The following is an 18,819-nucleotide window of genomic DNA, read 5'->3' on the forward strand; positions in this document are numbered from 1 at the left end:
GGTTTTTCTTATCGCTTTCAAGGAAAGGAAGAGTCAATGGCAGACTTCGACGCAATCGTCGTCGGCTCTGGCTGCGCTGGCTCCGTTGCCGCATATGAGATTGCCAAGGCCGGCAAGTCGGTCCTGGTCGTTGAGCGCGGCAATTTCGCTGGTGCCAAGAACATGACGGGCGGCCGTATCTACGGCCACTGCCTGCGCGCTGTGTTCCCCGACAACTTCGACGAGATTCCGTTCGAGCGCAAGGTTTCGCACGAGCGCATCTCGCTGATGTCCCCCAACTCCAACTTCACCATCGATTTCACCTCCGAGGACCTTCTCAAGGACGGCCAGGAATCTTACACCGTGCTTCGTGCGCCCTTCGACCAGTGGCTTGCCGAGCAGGCCGAGAACGCTGGCGCAGAGTACATTTGCGGCATCGCCGTTGAGAAGCTCATCAAGGATGAGAACGGCAAGGTTATCGGCATTTTCGCTGGCGAAGACGAGATCACCGCTGATGTCGTCGTGCTGTGCGACGGTGCGAACTCGCTTCTGGTCGAGCAGGCCGTGGGCGCTAAGCGTCCTCCGGCGTCCCAGATGGCCGTTGGCGTCAAGGAAGTCTTCGAGCTTCCCGAAGAGGAAATCGACAAGCGCTTCCAGTGCGCACCCGGCGAAGGCACTGCATGGCTGTTTGCTGGCGACGCCACTCATGGCTCCTTCGGCGGCGGCATCATCTACACCAACAAAGACTCCATCTCTGTTGGCATCGTTGCTGGCGTTGAGGCTACGGCCAAGGGCAACGTCCCCGTGTATCAGATGCTCGAGGACTTCAAGAATCGTCCCGAGATCGCTCCTGTGCTCAAGGGCGCCAAGCTCGTCGAGCACTCCGGCCACCTCGTTCCCGAGGGTGGCATCACCACGATGCCCGAGCTCACTGCCGATGGCGTCATGGTTGCTGGCGACAACGCCACCATGTGCGTCAACCTCGGCTACACTGTGCGCGGCATGGACTACGCCGTGGCTTCCGGCCAGATGGCTGGTCAGGCTGCTGTCAAGGCGCTCGATGCGGGCGACACCTCCAAGGCTGGCCTGAAGTGCTACATCGACGCTCTCGAGAATTCCTTCGTCATGAAGGACATGCGTCAGTTCAAGAACGTTCCTAACTTCATGGAGCACTTCGACCGCATGTTCTGCGGCTACCCCGAGATGATTCGCGACATGATGAACACGATGTTCGTCGTCGACGGCAGCCCGGTTCAGCCCATGAAGAAGTCCATGATGCCCATCGTTAAGGGTGTCGGTTTCATGAACCTGTTCAAAGACGTTAAGGGAGCGATGAAGGCACTATGAGTGATATCAAATTCACGGTGAACGTCGATGAGTACCTGTCTCTGAACAAGTACGAAGTCGATGAGTCCAATGCACATATCGAGCTCGTTGATGATCCTTCTGACGAAGAGTTCGACAAGCTCATCCTGGTTTGCCCCGCTGCGCTGTACAAGCGCGACGAGGATGGCAAGAAATCTTTCGACTACGCCGGCTGCCTGGAATGCGGCACCTGCCGCTTCGCTTGCGGCGACACCATCATCAAGAAGTGGGAAAACCCGCAGCCTACCATGGGTGTGGAGTACCGCTTCGGCTAAGCCAAGCGCGACATATCGCATACAAGAAAGGAGCCTTCGGGCTCCTTTCTTTTCTATATGGCCCAGACGCATCATAGTTTGGGCCTTTGCTGCTCTTTCGGCTCTGCATGGCGTTGGGTTCGCTTTGGGTCACGGTTCGCTATCGCTTCATCCTATCGGAATGGCCCCGCGCTCGCTTTGGGCCACGGCTCGCTACCGTTCGCTTCGCTCACTATGCGCTCGCCTGGCTTCGTTCAACTTTGGAAGAAGGGCATGTTTGAACTCAGACGGCCCCAATCGAGCGCGGGGCCATTCCGATAGGGGCAGGCTCTTGATTTCCTGATGATGGCTATACGATGGCTTCGCTCCTGGTCCCGCCGTCCGGCATAGACCGTCTGAGTTCAAATTTGATTTTCATTAAATATTGAGCGAAGCCAGGCGAGCGCATAGCGAAGCCCGAAGGGCGAAGCGGTAGCGAGCTGTGGTCAATGCCGGACGGCAGGGCCAGGATCGAAGCTTCAGGTCGAATTATTTCGCGAGCAAAACCTCGACGGCGGCGAGCTTCACACAGCACACGAACACTTCCATGGCTTGCTGCAGCTCGGAAAGCGGCGGCAAGGTGGGGGCGATGCGAATGTTCGTATCGCGCGGGTCTTGCTTGTAGGGCCATGTCGCGCCGGCGCCCGTCATGGTAACGCCTGCTTTTTTGGCAAGCTCTACCGTGCGCTTTGCGGTTCCCTCTAATCCCTCGAAGCTGATGAAGTATCCTCCCACGGGGTCCGTCCACGTTGCGATGCCCTCGCTGCCCAATCCTTCTTCGAGCATGCGCGCCACGAGTTCGAATTTCGGGCGAATGATGGCGGCGTGCTTTTTCATGAGCGCGTCGACGCCGGCGGCGTTTTTCAGGAAGCGCACATGGCGCAGCTGGTTCATCTTGTCGTAGCCTACCGTTTGCACGCCCACGCGAGCTTTGATTTCGGCAATATTCTCGGCCGAGGCGGCAACGGCGGCGATGCCGGCGCCTGGAAGCGTGACTTTTGACGTGCTGGCGAATTTGAAATAGCGGTTCGGGTTGCCGGCCGCCTCGCATGCGGCGGCGATATCGGCGACATGTTCGCGCTCATCGTCATAGAGGTGGTGCACGCAATACGCGTTATCCCAGAAAATGCGGAAATCGTTTGCAGCACAGGGCATCTCCGCGAGGCGACGCACCGTTTCGTCGGAATACGTGATGCCGGTGGGGTTGGCGTATTGGGGCACGCACCACATGCCTTTGATGGAGTCGTCTTCGGCGACAAGTCGCTCGACCTCATCCATGTCGGGACCGTTTTCGTTCATCGAGACGGGAATCATTTCGATGCCGTAGCTCTCGGTGATGCCAAAGTGGCGATCGTAGCCGGGCACGGGGCAGAGCCACTTCACCTTCGGAAGCTTGCACCATGGGGTGCTGCCCAGATAGCCATGCGTGTATCCGGCGGTAACTAAGTCGAACATGATGTTGAGGCTCGAATTGCCGAACACGCACACGTTGGCGGGATCGTGTTCCATGACTTCGCCCATCAAGCGCTTCGCTTCCACGATGCCGTCCATGACGCCATAGTTGCGGCAATCGGTACCATCTTCAGCAAGCAAATCGGCCGAAGAGGTGAGCTCATCGAGCATGGGCAGGCTCAATGCCAGCTGGTCGCATCCAGGCTTGCCGCGTGCCATGTTCAAAGAAAGCCCCTTCGCGCAGTGGCTCGCGTATTCGGTTTCGAGGGCCGCTTTCAGCGTTTCGAGCTCGCTGGTGGACATATCGACGTATGACATATATATGTCACGCTCCTTATATGGGTTCATGCCGTTTGCGCGACCACTTTACCAAAATAAAGCGCTCCTGATTACGTATCGCGGCATATACCGTATAATCGGCAGGTATTTTCGTATTTTGCGGCACGTGCTGCTCTAGAAGGGGGTATCGATGTCATCAGGCGACATCCAGGTCATTCTCGCAATGGCCCTATACTTCATCGTCGTGCTTTCGGTGGGCTTTTTCTATCTAAGGCGCTCGAATTCATCGTCCGAGAACTATTTCCTTGGCGGTCGCGGTTTGGGCCCGTGGCTCACGGCGCTTTCGGCCGAGGCGTCCGATATGTCGGGCTGGCTGCTCATGGGCTTGCCGGGCGTTGCTTATTTCACGGGCGCGTCCGATGCTATGTGGACGGCAATCGGCCTTGCCATTGGCACGTATTTGAATTGGAAGTTCGTGGCGCGACGCCTGCGCAAGTATTCTGAGGTTGCCGGCAACGCCATTACCTTGCCCGATTTCTTCAGCAATCGCTTCCATGACGATCGCCGCATCCTCATGAGCGTTGCGGCCATCATTATTTTGCTGTTCTTCTGCATCTATTGCGGTAGCTGCTTTGTAACGTGCGGCAAGCTTTTTTCCACGTTGTTCGGGCTCGATTACACCACCATGATGATTCTGGGCGCCCTTGTCGTGTTCGTGTACACCTTCGTGGGCGGATACCTTTCGGTATGCACGACCGACCTTATCCAGGGCTCCATCATGATTTGCGCGCTCGTGGTGGTTTTCGTGGGCAGTGTCGGCATGGCAGGCGGCGTGGAAAACACCGTTGCGTTCCTGCAAGATATCCCGGGCTTCCTTTCGGCCACTATGACGGCGCAGCCCGTTATGGGCGCCGATGGCCTGCAGGTTGTTGAAAACGGCATGCCCCTGTTTGGCGAAGCGACGGTATACGGAGCCGGTGCGGTGACGATTGTCGGGTGCCTCGCGTGGGGCTTGGGCTATTTCGGCATGCCGCAGGTGCTCGTGCGCTTCATGAGCGTGCGCCATTCCGATGACATCAAGAAGAGCCGTATCATTGCTACGGTTTGGGTTGTGGTGTCGCTCGCAAGCGCCGTGTGCATCGGCCTTGTGGGCCGCGCAGCGCTTCCTACCGAATTCCTTACCGCGTCCGCCGCGGAATCGATTTTCGTCGTGCTTGCGCAAATCATGCTGCCTTCGTTCGTGTGCGGCCTTGTGGTTTCGGGCATTTTCGCGGCAACGATGTCGTCTTCGTCGAGCTATTTGCTCATTGCTGGATCCGCCATATCGCAGAACCTTTATAAGGGCCTCATCAATCGAAAGGCGACCGACGCTCAAGCGATGTTCGTCTCGCGCGTGGCGCTTACGGTGATTTTGATTTTCGGAATCATTATCGCGCTCGACCAGAATTCCTCGATCTTCCAAGTTGTTTCATACGCATGGGCTGGTTTCGGCGCGAGCTTTGGTCCGCTCATGCTGCTTTCGCTGTATTGGCGTCGCACGAATTGGCAGGGCGCTCTTGCGGGCATGCTTACGGGTGCGGCAACCGTTATCGTGTGGAACCTTTGGGTGAAGCCTCTCGGCGGCATTTTTGGCATATATGAGCTTTTGCCCGGATTTATTTTCGCGCTTATCGCCATTGTGGTGGTTTCGAAGCTCACGGCCAAGCCTTCTAAGGAAGTTCTCGATGAGTTCGATCACTATATGGAGGCGGACGTTTAGGGTATAAAATCGCGAAACGGAGCTTTGCCGAAAGGGAAGGGGCGCTTGAGAAAGCGCCCCTTTTTCGCGTCTTGGAGAAAAAAATTGCCAAAAATTTTTTTGAAAAGATTTTTAGCCAATTTGGCGATTTCGGGCGATATGGACGAGAAACCCTCAGAAAAAGGCCAGTTCAAAGCGGCCTTATGATCGAAATGTGTATGGATACGCCCGGCACCGTGTAAACGTTTGACACGACTAGGGGGTCACGGTAATATAACCACGCTCTTGCAGAGAGGAAAGAAAAACCGCCCTGCAAAAGCCGCAGCTTGATAAGTACACATAACGTATCCGAGCACTTTGCGAACTGGGCGTGTGCCCGAGTGGTTAAAGGGGACGGGCTGTAAACCCGTTAGCTCTGCTTACCTAGGTTCGAATCCTAGCGCGCCCACCAGTTTTGCCCGTGTAGCTCAGTCGGTAGAGCACTTCGTTGGTAACGAAGAGGTCACCGGTTCAAGTCCGGTCGCGGGCTCCATCTTAGCTTATATTCACGATGGAGCTGATTCAATTAGAAAAAGCCAAGCGATTTTCGCAGTCGTGATTATATGGCGGTGTAGCTCAGTTGGTTAGAGCACACGGTTCATACCCGTGGCGTCACTGGTTCGAATCCAGTCACCGCTACCATTTGTAACGAACACGCGTCCTTTTGGGCGCGTGTCTTAATATGAAGTAAAAGAGGCCGAAAGGCCCCCACAGAGGAGGAATAATGGCTAAGGAGAAGTTCGAGCGCAGCAAGCCGCATGTGAACATTGGTACCATTGGTCACGTTGACCATGGCAAAACCACTTTGACGGCTGCTATCTCCAAGACGCTGTCCATGAACGACGGCTCTCATGGCACCGCAAACGCTGACTTCACTGCCTTCGACATGATCGACAAGGCTCCTGAAGAGCGTGAGCGCGGCATCACCATTTCTATTGCTCACATCGAGTATCAGACCGATGCTCGTCACTACGCTCATGTTGACTGCCCCGGCCACGCCGACTACGTCAAGAACATGATCACCGGTGCTGCCCAGATGGACGGCGCTATCCTGGTTATCGCTGCTACCGACGGCCCTATGGCTCAGACTCGCGAGCACATCCTGCTCGCCCGTCAGGTTGGCGTGCCCTACATCGTTGTCTTCCTGAACAAGTGCGACATGGTCGACGACGAAGAGCTCATCGAGCTCGTTGAGATGGAAACCCGTGAGCTCCTCACCGAGTACGGTTTCCCCGGAGACGACACCCCGATTATCCGCGGTTCTGCTCTGAAGGCCCTCGAGGGCGACGCTCAGTGGCAGGAGAAGATCTGGGAGCTCATGGACGCTGTTGACTCCTACATCCCGACCCCCGAGCGCGACGTCGATAAGCCGTTCCTGATGGCTGTCGAGGACACCATGACCATTACCGGCCGTGGCACCGTTGCTACTGGTCGTGTTGAGCGTGGCGTTCTGCATGTCAACGACCCGCTGGAGATCGTCGGCATCAAAGAGACCTCCAACACGGTCTGCACCGGCATCGAGATGTTCCGCAAGCTGCTCGACGAGGCTCAGGCTGGCGACAACATCGGCTGCCTGCTCCGTGGCGTCAAGCGCGAGGACATCGTCCGTGGCCAGGTTCTCTGCAAGCCCGGCTCGGTTACCCCGCACTCTGAGTTCGTGGGTCAGGTCTACATCCTTACCAAGGATGAAGGTGGCCGTCACACCCCGTTCTTCGATGGCTATCGTCCTCAGTTCTACTTCCGCACCACCGACGTTACCGGTGTTGCCCACCTGCCCGAGGGCGTCGAGATGGTTATGCCTGGCGACAACGTTGAGATCACTGGTGACCTCATCCACCCGATCGCCATGGAGGAAGGCCTCCGCTTCGCTATCCGCGAGGGTGGCCGCACCGTTGGCTCCGGCCGTGTGACTAAGATCATCAAATAACTCTTTTAAGAGCCATTTGATTACTGGTTAGTTTGTGAGTGGAGCTCGAGCAATCGAGCTCCACTTCTTCAGCTGAGTGCTTTGTTATATGTGTACAGATTCAAACTGAATTTCGATTTTTCTTAAAGGAGAGTTCATGCGTACGTTGGTCACCCTGGCCTGCACCGAGTGCAAGCGCCGCAACTACACGACCAAAAAGAACAAGCAGAATAATCCGGATCGACTCGAGATGAAGAAATATTGCAAGTGGTGCAAAAAGCATACCCTGCATAAGGAAACTCGATAAGATAGGGAACACAGGCCAGTAGCTCCAAGTGGTAGAGCGGCGGTCTCCAAAACCGCATGTTGTGGGTTCGAGTCCTACCTGGCCTGCCAGCTTGTTCAAGCAGCTTAAGTACGTAAGCTGCTTGTTTTGGTGTTTGGGGAAATTTAATTTCCAAGGATGATTCGGCGGTTTCTTCCCAAAGAAGCCGTATGAGAGAAAAAGAGACTATGGCGAAAAAGTCTAAAACGCAGAGGGCGAAAGCTTCCGCAGCGCGTCAAGCGCGCAAAGCGCAAGCTGCCGAGCTCGAAGCCAAAGGCGTCTCCGCTGAAGAGATTGAGGCCCAGAAAAAGGCCGAAGCTGCTAAGCAGGAGAAGAAGGCCGTCGAGAAGGCGAAGCCCAAAAAGCAGCGCTTTAAGTTCCTCAAAGAGGTTCGCTCTGAGCTTAAACGCGTTACGTGGCCCACGCGAAACGAAGTCCTTCGTTGGACGGGTGTTGTCGTGGGTGCTTTGCTGTTCTTCGGTATCTTTGTCGCCGTGCTCGATAACCTCATTGTTACGCCGATCGTCGTAGGCATCTCGAGCATTGGAGCAGGTGTCTAGTATGGCAAGAAAATGGTATGTCCTTCACACCTATTCCGGTTACGAGAATAAAGTGAAGACGAATCTCGAAAGCCGCATTGAAACGATGGGCCTCGAGAACAACGTATTCGGGATTGAGATTCCCACCGAGACGGTTACCGAAATCAAAGAAGGCGGCCGTCGCGTTGAGAGTGAAAAGAAAGTATTCCCGGGCTACGTTTTGGTTCGCATGGATCTTGACGATCGCAGCTGGGCTGCGGTTCGCAATACTCCAGGCGTTACCGGGTTCGTGGGAAGCCTCGGCAAACCCGAACCGTTGACTCGTGAAGAGTTCAACAAAATCATGAAACGCTCGTCTGTTCTTGCTCCCAAGAAGACCGTGTCGTCTTCTCTGGAAGTGGGACAGGTTGTCAAAGTTACGAGCGGTCCTTTTGCCGAGTTTGATGGCACGATTTCTGAAGTCATGCCTGAGGCTGGCAAAGTCAAGGTCATGGTATCCATGTTCGGCCGCGAAACTCCTGTCGAGCTTACGTTCGACCAGGTTGCGACCATCTAATTTTGGCTATTCCCAGCCGCTGTGAGCCTGGGTGGACAGGGCTTCTCTTGCAGTGGCTGTGTATGGGAAATAACAAAACGGCAAGGTAAGGAAACAACGACAATGGCTGAGAAGAAAGTCACCGGCTTCGTTAAGCTGCAAATTCCGGCTGGCGCTGCTAACCCGGCTCCTCCGGTCGGCCCCGCTCTGGGTGCTCAGGGTGTCAACATCATGCAATTCTGCCAGGCGTTCAACGCCGCTACGCAGGAGCAGTCTGGCACCATCATCCCTGTTGAAATCACCATCTACGAGGACAAGACCTTCACCTTCGTGTGCAAGACCCCTCCGGCGGCTGTTCTCATCAAGGAAAAGCTCGGCATTAAGAGCGGCTCTGGCATTCCGCAGCTGAAGACCGTGGGCACGCTGTCCCTCGATCAGCTCCGCGAGATTGCCGAGATCAAGATGCCCGACCTCAACGCTAACGACATTGAGGCCGCCATGGAGATTGTTGCTGGCACCGCCCGTTCCATGGGCGTTCGCATCGAGGGCCGCGAGATGAAGAAGGTCTATGTGCCTTCCAAGAAGCTCGCTGCTGCGCTCGCTGGCCGCGAAGAGTAATCTTCGCATCGCGTTCATTTGAGCGCATTGTAAGTGGAAGGGCCTCACGGCCCGCCATCACCACGTATGTGGAAGGGTTTGAAGAAAACCCGTCATCACCACGAAAGGATAGAAAGACATGTCTCTTTCCAAGAATCGCAAAGCTGCCCTCGCTAAGGTCGAGAAGGACAAGCTTTACGCTCCCGTCGAGGCCATGAACCTCGTCAAGGAATGCTCTTCTGCGAAGTTCGACGAGACCGTCGAAGTTCACTTCCGTCTCGGCATTGACACTCGTCAGGCCGACCAGCAGCTGCGCGGCATGGTTTCCCTGCCGAACGGCTCTGGCAAAACTGTCCGCGTTGCCGTCTTCGCTGAGGGCGCGCAGGCTGACGCCGCCCGCGAGGCTGGCGCCGACATCGTTGGCTCCGATGACCTCGTGGCCGACATCCAGGCTGGCAACATCAACTTTGATGCTGCCGTGGCTACCCCGAACCTCATGGGCAAGGTTGGCCGTCTGGGCAAAATTCTTGGCCCCCGTGGCTTGATGCCGAACCCCAAGCTCGGCACCGTGACCATGGACGTTGCCAAGGCCATTTCTGAGCTCAAGGGCGGCAAGGTTGAGTACCGCGCCGACCGCTACGGCATTGCTCATGTCATCATTGGCAAGGCGAGCTTCACTGCTGAGCAGCTGGCTCAGAACTATGGCACCGTGTACGACGAGGTTGTTCGCATGAAGCCGTCTTCGGCCAAGGGCAAGTACCTCAAGTCCATCACGGTTTCTTCCACCATGGGCGTTGGCATTTCCGTCGACCCTGCCGTTTCTCGCAACTTCGATCAGGCTGCTGAGTAGCCCTTATTGAATTGCAACCACCGTATCCACCATGCGATGGTTTAAAGCCCGCTCTTCGGAGCGGGCTTTTCTTTTGTGGTAGCATGACGTGCGATATGCGATGAAAGAAGGCTTTTATGAGGCTGAACATCATTAAGAAATCGCCTGCAGAAATTGAGGCGATGAAAGAGGCGGGACGGCTTTCCGCCTATGTGCTTCGCAAAGTGGGCGAGGCGGCAAAACCGGGCGTGTCGACGCTCGAACTCGACGAGCTTGCCGAAACGCTCATTCGCGCCGAGGGAGGAATTCCAGCTTTTAAGGGCTATGGCGGGTTCCCGGGTTCCATCTGCGCCTCAGTGAACGATCAAATCGTGCATGGAATCCCTTCATCGAAAGTGATTCTTCGCGAAGGCGATATTCTTTCGGTTGATACGGGCGCCACGGTTGATGGCTGGGTTGGAGATAATGCCTGGACGTATCCTATCGGCAAGGTATCGAGCGATGTTGCCATGCTGCTTGAGACCACTGAGAAATGCATGTGGGCGGGCCTCTCGGCCGCACGTGCCGGCAATCATCTTGGCGACATTGGACATGCCGTTCAGAGCATCGCCGAGGCGCAAGGATATGGCGTAGTTCGCGATTATGTGGGCCACGGCATAGGCCGCCATATGCACGAAGATCCCAATGTGCCGAATTACGGACGCCCTCATAGCGGCATAGAGCTTGAGGTTGGCATGGTATTGGCAATTGAGCCCATGATTAACATGGGAACCCGCAAAACGCGCGTGGGGCGTGATGGGTGGCTTGTGACGACGCGCGATCATAAGCCAAGCGCTCATTTCGAAAAAACGGTTGCTATTACCGAAGACGGCCCGTTGGTTATTACGACCGAGCCAGACTTTACGCGACCCGTTTCCAAAACCTGCTAAACGCTACGAGCATTTCGCAGGTTTTGGAATTCAACAGGTTTGACGGCATTATGGAGTTGCCGGCTTTCTGTCGGTAGATATCCCATGGAGTCTGAGGGCCCCGACCTGTTAAACGCTACGAGCAATTAACAGGTCGGGAAGTGTTCTCGTCTTGCGAGTCAGATCGATTTGGCTCTTATCGTCGAAGTTTGCCTGCGATTTTGTTCGCGATGTTTGCCACGAAGCTCGCTTCTTCAAGGTGAAGCTTCAATGCGATGCCGAAGGTCACGACAAGCGCCGTGAGGCCGCCTGCGACGATGCTGATGAGGGCATTGACGATGGAGCCGTTCATGGGAGCCATCACCATGCAGCCCTGCATCACAAGCCAGCCTGCGAAGGCGCCCGCGGCGCCGAGGACGAACGAGCGAACGGCCGATGCGACCATGCCACCAAAGCCAAACGCGCCAAGTCGATGGCGCAGGTATGCGAAGCATGCTACATCGAGCACGATGTAGAAGACCGTTTCGCTCAAAGCGACGGCGACGATGCCGAGGTTGAGCGGACCTGCGGCCGGCGTTGAAAATACCATGATGAACGCAATCTGCAAAACGGACGCGCACAGCATAAGGCCCGAATAGGGCTTCATTGCGCGCAGCGCGGAAAACGCCTTCTGCAGATAGGTATTCACCGCATAGAACGGCAGCGAAATCGAAAGCACAATGAGATAGCTTGCGATTTGCCAAATGTTTTCCTGCGTGAATGCGCCGATGTGATAGAGCGTGACCAGGGGTTCTGCAAACACCATGAGATAGAGCATGAACGGCAGCATGAAAAACAGGATCTGCTTGCTGCCCGAGACTACGCCGCGCTTGAAGGAGTCGGTATCGCCCTTTGCAATCATGTGCGAGATTTCAGTGAACATGGTCGTGGTGATGGGCACCGTGAGGAAGGCGTAGGGGAGGGTGAACCACAGGCGCGCGTACGCAATGATGGAAGGACCATTGTCAAGGCAGCCGTAGGCGGCTGAATTCTGAACGGAAACGATCACGAGGCCGGCGGTCATAACCACGACGGCGGGAACGCCGATCGAAAGCGTTTCCTTGAGGGCGGGGTCATGCAGGTCGACATGCGGGCGCAATTTGATGCCGTTTCGGCGCAGCGCAGGCAATTGAATAGCCATTTGCATGAACACGCCAAGCGGGTTGCCGATTGCGATGATGAGCTTAGCGAGCTCGGGATTGCTCGGTGCCACAAAGGCGTAGGCAACGAAGGTCGCGGTTACGATGATGTTGTTGAAGATAGGCGCAGCCGACGACCACAGGTAATCGCGAGAAGCGTTGAGCAGGCCGCTTACAATAGTCGAAATGCCATAGAACACAATTTGCATCGCGAAGAATCGGAAGAAGAAGACGGCGTCGCCCATCGTCGATTGGTCGTTCATGAAGCTCTGGGTGTAAATGAGCGCCGGCGCGAAAATGGTGCAGAGCAGCGCGACGAAACCAAGCAGAATGAACGTGAGCGAAAGCAAATTTGACGCGTATTCGTTGCCGCCCTTAACGCCGAGCCTGTCTTTCACCGAGACATAGACGGGCAGAAACGCGGTTACCAGCATTCCGCCCACAACGAGCTCGTAGAGCATGTTGGGAAGGTTATTCGCCACCTGATAGGAACTTGCGAGCATGGTGGACCCCAAGGCGAAGGCCATCGCCCAGGTGCGCATGAAGCCGGTGATACGCGAGATAATGACGAAGAATGAAATGAGCGCGGCGGACGATCCGACGTTTGCGACGTCGGAGGCAGCGCCTTCTGCGTCTTCGTTGGGTTCGTTCGTTATGGAATTGTTCGTAGTAGTCATGTTGCCCTTAATGTTTGGGTATACTAATGCGGTTAAAGTCGATTGCAAATCAACCGCAATCATAGCGCGCGCGGTACAAATCGTGAAACGAGGCACCATGAACATCCTGATTATCCGCAACAACTCCAACGCCGAGGCCATCGATGCGTCGATGATGCTTGCGACGTATTTGGAGTCGCAGGGAATTGGGCACACCGAACTCGATTCCATGCCGCTTTCCATCGAGTCGGTCATCGATATGTGCGACGACATCGATGTGAAGTCGTTCGACATGGTGGTTTCCCTTGGCGGCGACGGAACCATGCTTCGCGCCGCCCGTCTTGTGGGCAAGCATCGCGTGCCTATTTTGGGCATCAATTTCGGCCACTTGGGCTTCCTCGTGAATTCTTCCAAAGATGGCGTGATTCCCATTGTCGCGGCTGCGCTTGCGGGCGATGTGGTGCGCGAGGAGCGCTCGAGCCTGCATATTGAGCTGTGGAGCGGCGAGACTCAGGTCGCAAGCCGTTTCGCGCTGAATGAATTCTCGGTGACGCGCGGCGAGTTGGGCCGCATCATCGATTTCGGCGTCAACATCGCTGGCACGCATGTGGTTGACATGCGCGGTGACGGCCTGGTCGTTTCGTCGGCAACGGGTTCTACCGCCTATGCGCTTTCCGCGGGCGGCCCGCTGTGCTCGCCCGAGTTCCGCGGCTTGGTCGTTGTGCCGTTGGCTCCGCATACGCTGCTTTCGCGTTCGGTCATTACCGGCCCGAGCGATATTGTGGAAATCGACCTCTCGAAGAACCCTGAAAGCCGCGAGGCGAGCTACTTCGTCGACGGCGAGATTGTGATTCTTGACGAGCCCATCGATCGTGTGCTGGTGCGCAAGAGCAACAACCCCACCATTCTGTTGCGCTATAAGAGCGATGGCTTCTATGCCGAAGCGTCGAGGGTATTCTTCCGCGACGATCGCAAGCAATAAAGCAAAATGCCCGCAGCAATGCGGGCATTTTTTATGGCTCAATACGGTTCCGAGCGGGGAGCGTTCGTTTGGGTGCGAGTGGAAGAGAATGCAGGCCTTCGCAAAAAAAGCCCGGCCTCGGCTTGCGCCGAGCCGGGCAGCGCCCGCTCGGGCGCGAAAGTTTGGGAAATAAAGTGCCTCTGGCACTTTATTTATGGAAGAAGCGGCGCTTTTCGTATTTCGGTTCGCAGCACACGTTGATGCCGAGCGTACGGTAGAGCTTCTCGTCGGTTTCCGAAATAATCACGCTGAAGAATGCGTCGCAGCCGCGCAGGTCGCCGGCATGGTCGATGAGCTCTTTGGCCACAGGGTCGGTTGCAGAGCTCACGGAAAGCGCAAGCAGCGTTTCGTCGGAATGCAGGCGAGGGTTATTCGCGTGCAGGGTGTTCTTCTTCAGCTTGCAAATGGGTTCGATGACCTCGTCGGAAATGACGAAAAGGTCTTCATCGACGCCCGAAACGCCCTTCAAGGCATTCATAAGCAGGGAAGATGCCGCGCCAAGCAGGTTGGAGGTTTTGCCGGTGACCACGCGGCCGTCGGGCAGAACCATGGCGCCCGCGGGTGCTCCGGTCGCCTCCTCCTTCAGAAGCGCCGCTTTGCGCGCAGGCGAGAAGTTCGCGTCGACACCCACCTGATTCATGAGCAGCTCAAGGCGTTGCACCTGGTCGAGATGCGTGCCCGTGCGGCGCTGGTCAACGGCGGCGGCGAAATAGCGGCGCACGATTTCCATCTTCGCGGCATCGCGGCATGCGTCGTCGTCGCAAATGGCGAGGCCCGCCATATTCACGCCCATGTCGGTGGGCGACTGGTAGGGGCTTTCGCCCAAAATGCCTTCGAGCATGCTCTTCAGAACGGGGAAGATCTCGATGTCGCGGTTATAATTCACGGTTGTGACGCCGTACGCCTCCAAATGGAACGGGTCGATCGCGTTCGCATCGTCCAAATCGACCGTGGCGGCCTCGTAGGCGACGTTCACGGGATGCTTCAGCGGCAGGTTCCAAATGGGGAACGTCTCGTATTTCGCATAGCCAGCCTCAACGCCACGCTTGTGCTCATGGTAGAGCTGCGAGAGGGCAGTGGCCATCTTGCCCGAGCCCGGGCCAGGTGCGGTTACCACGACGAGCGGGCGCGTGGTTTCCACGAATTCGTTTTTGCCGAAACCGTCATCGGAATTGATGCGCGCGATATCGTAGGGGTAGCCAGCGATAGGGTAGTGCAGATAGCTCTTCACGCCGAGCGACGAGAGCTTCTGGCGGAATGCCGCGGCGGAAGGCTGGTTCTCGTAGCGCGTGATAACGACGCCGGCCGTGGCGAAGCCCATGTTCGCGAAAATATCGAGCAGGCGCAGCACATCTTCGTCGTAGGTGATGCCCAAGTCGCCGCGCATCTTGTTTTTCTCGATATCGTTGGCGTTGATCGCGACGATGATTTCCACGTCGTCGGCGAACTGCTTGAGCATGCGAATTTTGCTGTCGGGCTGGAAGCCTGGCAAAACGCGGCTTGCGTGGTGGTCGTCAAAGAGCTTTCCGCCGAACTCGAGGTACAGCTTTCCGCCAAACTGGCCGATGCGCTCACGAATATGTTCCGCCTGCAGGGCGATATATTTGTCATTGTCGAAACCGATGCGCATAAAGCCTCCTGGTAATCTGGACGTGGCACGCGAAGCGCGCGTATGCATGAACGACTCATTTTAGCGCTCTGCGCAACGCGTGTGGGCGACTGTGTTTCCGCTATGTAAAAACACCGCATTCCTTTGAAAACGGGCGCGGCTCCTGGGCGCTGCGCGCGTAAAATAGAAAGACGTTTGAGTGAGGCATGTGCTTGCGCGCAAGCGTATTTTGGGTGCGGCGCATGTTGCAAGAAGAAGGCACGACAAGCGCAAAGGAGCATCATGGCCAAGCACATTTTCGTGACGGGCGGCGTGGTTTCGTCGTTGGGCAAGGGCATTACGGCGGCATCGCTCGGGCATCTTTTGAAAGCCCGCGGATACCATGTGACCATGCAGAAAATCGACCCGTACCTCAACGTCGACCCGGGCACGATGAGCCCGTTTCAGCATGGCGAGGTGTTCGTGACCGATGATGGCCACGAAGGCGACCTTGACCTGGGCCATTACGAGCGCTTTATCGATGAAAGCCTCACGCGCGACTCCAACTTCACCCAAGGCTCCATCTATCAAAGCCTCATCGCCCGCGAGCGTCGCGGCGATTTCCTGGGCGGCACCGTGCAGGTTATTCCCCATGTGACCAACGCCATCAAAGAGCGCCTCTATCGCATCGCGAGCCAGACGAACGCCGATATCGTTATTTCGGAAATCGGCGGCACGGTGGGCGACATCGAAAGCCAGCCGTTCATCGAGGCTGCTCGCCAGTTCAAGAAGGAAAAAGAACCCGGCGACGTGATTTTCGTGCATGTGACGCTGGTTCCCTACATCGCCGCGGCCCACGAAGTGAAAACCAAGCCCACGCAGCATTCCGTTAAAGAGCTGCGCAGCGTTGGCGTGCAGCCCGACTTCATCGTATGCCGCAGCGACCATGAGATTTCCTCGGGCGTTCGCGACAAAATCGCCCTGTTCTGCGACGTTGACCCGGGCAATGTGCTCGCATGCATCGACGCGCCGAGCATTTATTCGGTGCCTCTCGCGTTGCACGACCAGCATTTCGACGAGAAGGTGCTCGCGAAGTTGGGCCTTCCCGTGGAAGATGTCGACCTCACTCCGCTGCGCAAGTTCCTCTCGGCGCAGGCCGATTGCGAGGGCGAAGTGAACATCGCCATCGTGGGCAAATACGTGAAGCTCCCCGATGCGTATCTTTCCATTATGGAAGCGCTCCACCATTCTGGCGTGGCAAACGGCGTGAACGTGAACCTGAACCTTATTGACGCGGAAAAGGTCGACGACGAAACCGCCGAAGAGCTGCTTGGCGATATGGACGGCATTTTGGTGCCGGGCGGTTTTGGCCAGCGCGCTTTCGAAGGCAAAATCGCAGCTGCGCGTTACGCTCGCACGCATAACGTGCCTTATTTCGGCATTTGCTTGGGCCTGCAGGCAGCCGTGTGCGAGTTTGCGCGCGATGTTGTCGGCTTGTCGGGCGCGACGTCTTCTGAGTTCGACGAGAACGCCGAGTACCAGGTCATTTCGATTATGCCCGACCAGAAAGATATCGACGAAAAGGGCGGCACCATGCGTTTGGGCGCGTACCCTTGCAAGCTCGAAAAGGGCACCAAGGCATTCGATATCTATGGCGAGGAAGTCATCTACGAGCGCCATCGCCATCGTTACGAGGTGAATAACGAGTATCGCGGCAAACTCCAAGAGGCCGGCATGGTGATTTCCGGCGTCTCGCCCGATGGCCGTCTTACCGAGATGATTGAGCTGCCGAATCATCCGTGGTTCGTGGCGAGCCAGGCTCATCCCGAATTCAAGAGCCGTCCCACCAAGCCCCATCCGCTGTTCAACGGTTTCGTTGCCGCTGCGCTTAAGCATCGCGACGAGGAATAAAGAATCCGAGGCCTGAGAAGAATGAGGAGCGATCGCTTGGAGCGGCGCTCCTCTTTTTTAGTGCTATAGGGTAGATAGCGTGTTTGGCTCAGAGACATCGATTCAGGTCGATGTCTCTTTTTTGTGTACGTGGATTCGTCGGTTCCACGCAAACGCTCGGGCAAAATGCGCACCTGCGCGGTTGTTGCTGCGGCGCTTTGGCCAAGATGTGCGCGGAACGATTTCGCAAACGGCACGTGCGCGCGGCGTTTTTCAATAGGGTCTTTTGCTTCGCATTGAATTGGGCGGGCGATGGGCTTGCGCTATGCTCGCTGAATCTGCCGTATACTTTGCTTATGCCAAAGGAATCTTTCATATATAGTCTCGATGACGCGGATGCGACTGCGCGCCCCTTTCTTCAATACGCGCGCGACTATGTGGCGCATTTGGGCGTTGAGCGCGGATCGTCGCGTCTCACGCTTGCGGCATATGAGTCTGACCTGCGCGATTACTTCGCGTTTCTTCTTGGCCGCGGCGTGCTTGCGCCATGCGATGTCTCGCGAGCCGATATCGTTGCCTATGAATCCGATTTGGTCGAACGGGGGTATGCCGCGTCGACTATCGCCCGTCGCGTTTCGGCGGTGAAGGGTTTCCATCGCTTTCTTGTCTCAGACGAACTGGTGCAAACGAACCCGGCAGAATCGATTTCTCTGCCCCAAAGGCCCGATCGCTTGCCCGATGCGCTTTCCATCGCTCAAATCAATGCGCTGCTCGACCAACCTTTCGGCGAAGGCCCCCGAGCGCAGCGCGACAAGGCGATGCTCGAGATTCTGTATGGCTGCGGTTTGCGTGCAAGCGAGCTTGTGGGCCTCGATATGGGCTGCATTGGTTTCGATGGCGGGGTGGTGCGTGTGCTCGGCAAGGGCTCGCGCGAGCGCTTCGTGCCGATTTCGGGAACGGCCGAGACGGCGCTGAGGACGTATGTGTATGGCGGCTTTCGCGCGGAGCTTTCCATGAAGGGCAAGGGCTCGCCGGCGGTGTTTCTGAATGCCCGCGGCGCGCGCATGACACGCCAGGCGGTGCATCGCATCGTGGCGCATGCGGGTGAAGCGGTGGGCATCGCCGATCTGCATCCGCATATGCTTCGCCATAGCTTCGCGACCCATATGCTCGAGGGTGGCGCCGACTTGCGCGCCATTCAGGAAATGCTTGGGCACTCCGATATCTCAACCACGCAAATCTACACGTATGTCAGCCGCGCCCATATTCGCGAGGAATACCTTTCGGCCCATCCCCGTGCATAGCCCCCACGCGCGATGCCCGCGCGGGAAGGGGCGGTTTTCGTCGGCCACTATATATGGTGGCCTCTTTTGCCGTTGCACAATTCGATTCTGCGTCGATTCTGACGCAGCTGTCCTCTGTGACCACATGTTCGTCACATTCGCGCTCGTTTTTTCGGAATTCGAACGCATCCGGCAAAAATTTTTCCCACTTTCTCCCACCATCCTTTTTCATTGTTCGCGCAAAGCGGAGCACAAGATGTTGTGCCCCGCTTTTTTATTTTGCGCGAAATAGCTTTGAGACCTTACGCCGGTGGAGGGAAAGGGGGTGGAAGTGGAGGGGAAGGAAGGGGACGGTGGGGGAGGAATTGGGGGCGATTTTGTTGTGGAGTGGGGCAAAGTGGGATAAAATGGCGGCACCG

Annotated in this window: 16 protein-coding genes and 4 tRNA genes; 17 read left to right on the forward strand and 3 right to left on the reverse strand. The window is 56.5% G+C overall.

The features are described from left to right. Positions 1 to 36 precede the first annotated feature (36 nt). Positions 37 to 1,326: an FAD-dependent oxidoreductase gene (locus Q0D41_RS05180; protein WP_294376226.1), complete on the forward strand. Its 1,290-nt coding sequence runs from the start codon at positions 37 to 39 to the stop codon at positions 1,324 to 1,326. Beyond that, entirely contained in the window at positions 1,323 to 1,619 is a 297-nt protein-coding gene (locus Q0D41_RS05185) for a ferredoxin family protein (protein WP_288483261.1), read from the forward strand. Before Q0D41_RS05180 ends, Q0D41_RS05185 begins: the two co-directional genes overlap by 4 nt. A 507-nt stretch (positions 1,620 to 2,126) precedes the next feature. Here Q0D41_RS05185 and Q0D41_RS05190 read toward each other — a convergent pair. Next, the gene (locus Q0D41_RS05190) at positions 2,127 to 3,407 is read right to left on the reverse strand and encodes an aminotransferase class I/II-fold pyridoxal phosphate-dependent enzyme (RefSeq protein WP_294376232.1); all 1,281 of its coding nucleotides are present in this window, start codon (positions 3,405 to 3,407) and stop codon (positions 2,127 to 2,129) included. A gap of 151 nt (positions 3,408 to 3,558) precedes the next feature. On the opposite strand from Q0D41_RS05190, the gene putP reads away from it, so the two are divergent. The 12 genes from putP to map all read left to right on the forward strand — a co-directional run bounded on the left by putP (position 3,559) and on the right by map (position 10,805). Beyond that, positions 3,559 to 5,127: a sodium/proline symporter PutP gene (gene putP, locus Q0D41_RS05195; RefSeq protein WP_294376236.1), complete on the forward strand. Its 1,569-nt coding sequence runs from the start codon at positions 3,559 to 3,561 to the stop codon at positions 5,125 to 5,127. A 345-nt stretch (positions 5,128 to 5,472) separates the two neighbouring features. Then, positions 5,473 to 5,557, forward strand: a tRNA-Tyr gene (locus tag Q0D41_RS05200). 5 nt (positions 5,558 to 5,562) lie between these two features. Continuing rightward, positions 5,563 to 5,638: transfer RNA gene (locus tag Q0D41_RS05205), tRNA-Thr, on the forward strand. Between the two features lie 72 nt (positions 5,639 to 5,710). Continuing rightward, a tRNA-Met gene (locus tag Q0D41_RS05210) sits at positions 5,711 to 5,787 on the forward strand. A gap of 82 nt (positions 5,788 to 5,869) precedes the next feature. Next, positions 5,870 to 7,072, forward strand: coding sequence for an elongation factor Tu (gene tuf, locus Q0D41_RS05215; protein WP_294376239.1), 1,203 nt, complete (start codon positions 5,870 to 5,872; stop codon positions 7,070 to 7,072). A 136-nt stretch (positions 7,073 to 7,208) separates the two neighbouring features. Then, on the forward strand, positions 7,209 to 7,358 hold the full coding sequence (rpmG, locus tag Q0D41_RS05220; protein ID WP_114614915.1) for a 50S ribosomal protein L33: 150 nt from the start codon (positions 7,209 to 7,211) through the stop codon (positions 7,356 to 7,358). Between the two features lie 12 nt (positions 7,359 to 7,370). Next, positions 7,371 to 7,447, forward strand: a tRNA-Trp gene (locus Q0D41_RS05225). A 117-nt stretch (positions 7,448 to 7,564) separates the two neighbouring features. Then, positions 7,565 to 7,936, forward strand: a complete 372-nt coding sequence (gene secE, locus Q0D41_RS05230) for a preprotein translocase subunit SecE (protein WP_294376243.1) — start codon at positions 7,565 to 7,567, stop codon at positions 7,934 to 7,936. A gap of 1 nt (position 7,937) precedes the next feature. Beyond that, positions 7,938 to 8,471 (forward strand): transcription termination/antitermination protein NusG, encoded by a 534-nt coding sequence (gene nusG / locus Q0D41_RS05235; protein ID WP_294376245.1) that lies wholly within the window; start codon positions 7,938 to 7,940, stop codon positions 8,469 to 8,471. A gap of 102 nt (positions 8,472 to 8,573) precedes the next feature. Beyond that, positions 8,574 to 9,068 carry a 50S ribosomal protein L11 gene (gene rplK / locus Q0D41_RS05240; RefSeq protein WP_114614918.1) on the forward strand — a complete coding sequence of 165 codons (495 nt, stop codon included), beginning with the start codon at positions 8,574 to 8,576 and terminating at the stop codon, positions 9,066 to 9,068. Positions 9,069 to 9,186: 118 nt separating this feature from the next. Next, entirely contained in the window at positions 9,187 to 9,897 is a 711-nt protein-coding gene (gene rplA, locus Q0D41_RS05245) for a 50S ribosomal protein L1 (RefSeq protein WP_294376249.1), read from the forward strand. A gap of 116 nt (positions 9,898 to 10,013) precedes the next feature. Then, a complete protein-coding gene (gene map / locus Q0D41_RS05250) occupies positions 10,014 to 10,805 on the forward strand; it encodes a type I methionyl aminopeptidase (RefSeq protein ID WP_294376252.1) in 792 nt (263 codons plus the stop codon). A gap of 175 nt (positions 10,806 to 10,980) precedes the next feature. Here the strand turns inward: map and murJ are convergent, their stop codons facing one another. Then, a complete protein-coding gene (gene murJ / locus Q0D41_RS05255; protein ID WP_294376255.1) occupies positions 10,981 to 12,639 on the reverse strand; it encodes a murein biosynthesis integral membrane protein MurJ in 1,659 nt (552 codons plus the stop codon). 97 nt (positions 12,640 to 12,736) lie between these two features. Between murJ and Q0D41_RS05260 the strand changes: the two genes are divergently transcribed. After that, positions 12,737 to 13,600: an NAD(+)/NADH kinase gene (locus Q0D41_RS05260; protein WP_294376259.1), complete on the forward strand. Its 864-nt coding sequence runs from the start codon at positions 12,737 to 12,739 to the stop codon at positions 13,598 to 13,600. 187 nt (positions 13,601 to 13,787) lie between these two features. Here the strand turns inward: Q0D41_RS05260 and Q0D41_RS05265 are convergent, their stop codons facing one another. Further along, positions 13,788 to 15,269, reverse strand: coding sequence for a DUF1846 domain-containing protein (locus tag Q0D41_RS05265; protein WP_294376263.1), 1,482 nt, complete (start codon positions 15,267 to 15,269; stop codon positions 13,788 to 13,790). 261 nt (positions 15,270 to 15,530) lie between these two features. Here Q0D41_RS05265 and Q0D41_RS05270 point away from each other — a divergent pair, with 261 nt between their 5' ends. Together Q0D41_RS05270 and Q0D41_RS05275 are read left to right on the forward strand one after the other, a co-directional pair. Further along, positions 15,531 to 17,138 carry a CTP synthase gene (locus Q0D41_RS05270; protein ID WP_294376268.1) on the forward strand — a complete coding sequence of 536 codons (1,608 nt, stop codon included), beginning with the start codon at positions 15,531 to 15,533 and terminating at the stop codon, positions 17,136 to 17,138. A 335-nt stretch (positions 17,139 to 17,473) separates the two neighbouring features. Then, on the forward strand, positions 17,474 to 18,421 hold the full coding sequence (locus Q0D41_RS05275) for a site-specific tyrosine recombinase (protein WP_294376273.1): 948 nt from the start codon (positions 17,474 to 17,476) through the stop codon (positions 18,419 to 18,421). The last annotated feature ends 398 nt before the right edge of the window (positions 18,422 to 18,819 follow it).

Origin of the sequence: uncultured Slackia sp., from assembly GCF_934630525.1 — a bacterium.
In the GTDB taxonomy this organism is placed as follows: Bacteria; Actinomycetota; Coriobacteriia; order Coriobacteriales; family Eggerthellaceae; genus Slackia.

Bases quoted from the DNA above. Each gene is read 5' to 3' on its own strand.
- Q0D41_RS05180 (WP_294376226.1), top strand. From the start codon at position 37: ATGGCAGACTTCGACGCAATCGTCGTCGGCTCTGGCTGCGCTGGCTCC.
- Q0D41_RS05185 (WP_288483261.1), top strand. From the start codon at position 1,323: ATGAGTGATATCAAATTCACGGTGAACGTCGATGAGTACCTGTCTCTG.
- Q0D41_RS05190 (WP_294376232.1), bottom strand. From the start codon at position 3,407: ATGTCATACGTCGATATGTCCACCAGCGAGCTCGAAACGCTGAAAGCG.
- putP (WP_294376236.1), top strand. From the start codon at position 3,559: ATGTCATCAGGCGACATCCAGGTCATTCTCGCAATGGCCCTATACTTC.
- tuf (WP_294376239.1), top strand. From the start codon at position 5,870: ATGGCTAAGGAGAAGTTCGAGCGCAGCAAGCCGCATGTGAACATTGGT.
- rpmG (WP_114614915.1), top strand. From the start codon at position 7,209: ATGCGTACGTTGGTCACCCTGGCCTGCACCGAGTGCAAGCGCCGCAAC.
- secE (WP_294376243.1), top strand. From the start codon at position 7,565: ATGGCGAAAAAGTCTAAAACGCAGAGGGCGAAAGCTTCCGCAGCGCGT.
- nusG (WP_294376245.1), top strand. From the start codon at position 7,938: ATGGCAAGAAAATGGTATGTCCTTCACACCTATTCCGGTTACGAGAAT.
- rplK (WP_114614918.1), top strand. From the start codon at position 8,574: ATGGCTGAGAAGAAAGTCACCGGCTTCGTTAAGCTGCAAATTCCGGCT.
- rplA (WP_294376249.1), top strand. From the start codon at position 9,187: ATGTCTCTTTCCAAGAATCGCAAAGCTGCCCTCGCTAAGGTCGAGAAG.
- map (WP_294376252.1), top strand. From the start codon at position 10,014: ATGAGGCTGAACATCATTAAGAAATCGCCTGCAGAAATTGAGGCGATG.
- murJ (WP_294376255.1), bottom strand. From the start codon at position 12,639: ATGACTACTACGAACAATTCCATAACGAACGAACCCAACGAAGACGCA.
- Q0D41_RS05260 (WP_294376259.1), top strand. From the start codon at position 12,737: ATGAACATCCTGATTATCCGCAACAACTCCAACGCCGAGGCCATCGAT.
- Q0D41_RS05265 (WP_294376263.1), bottom strand. From the start codon at position 15,269: ATGCGCATCGGTTTCGACAATGACAAATATATCGCCCTGCAGGCGGAA.
- Q0D41_RS05270 (WP_294376268.1), top strand. From the start codon at position 15,531: ATGGCCAAGCACATTTTCGTGACGGGCGGCGTGGTTTCGTCGTTGGGC.
- Q0D41_RS05275 (WP_294376273.1), top strand. From the start codon at position 17,474: ATGCCAAAGGAATCTTTCATATATAGTCTCGATGACGCGGATGCGACT.